Annotated in this window: 1 tRNA gene and 1 rRNA gene; both read left to right on the top strand. The window is 51.6% G+C overall.

Annotation, left to right across the window (positions count from 1 at the left end):
• A 16S ribosomal RNA gene (locus tag AC4HAN_RS09975) occupies positions 1-283 on the top strand; the annotation flags it as partial.
• Positions 284-450: 167 nt separating this feature from the next.
• Positions 451-523, top strand: a tRNA-Ala gene (locus AC4HAN_RS09970).
• The last annotated feature ends 16 nt before the right edge of the window (positions 524-539 follow it).

The raw sequence follows: 539 nt of genomic DNA, 5'->3' as shown, positions 1-539 counted from the left end.
AGCCGGTGACGGCAAGCTAATCTCTGAAAGCCGATCTCAGTTCGGATTGGAGGCTGCAACTCGCCTCCATGAAGTCGGAATCGCTAGTAATCGCGGATCAGCACGCCGCGGTGAATACGTTCCCGGGCCTTGTACACACCGCCCGTCACACCACGAGAGTTTGTAACACCCGAAGTCGGTGAGGTAACCTTTAAGGGGCCAGCCGCCTAAGGTGGGATGGATGATTGGGGTGAAGTCGTAACAAGGTAGCCGTATCGGAAGGTGCGGCTGGATCACCTCCTTTCTAAGGAAAAGTAAGTTATGAGAACGTTAAGAAATCCGTATGAACATAGGGGTCTGACAAGAAATCCTGATTTCTTAGGCAGGACATCTTTTTCACAAGGATTTTAGTCCGAATACAATTACAACGGAAGCACTTGGCTACGTCTTGTTTAGTTTTGAGAGGGAAGAGGGGCCTTAGCTCAGCTGGGAGAGCGCCTGCTTTGCACGCAGGAGGTCAGCGGTTCGATCCCGCTAGGCTCCATTGGGATACAAAACCT

This window comes from Streptococcus sp. ELY_86, assembly GCF_058314495.1.
The sequence above is the reverse complement of the archived record's forward strand: the minus strand, read 5'-3'. Positions and strand labels throughout refer to the sequence as shown.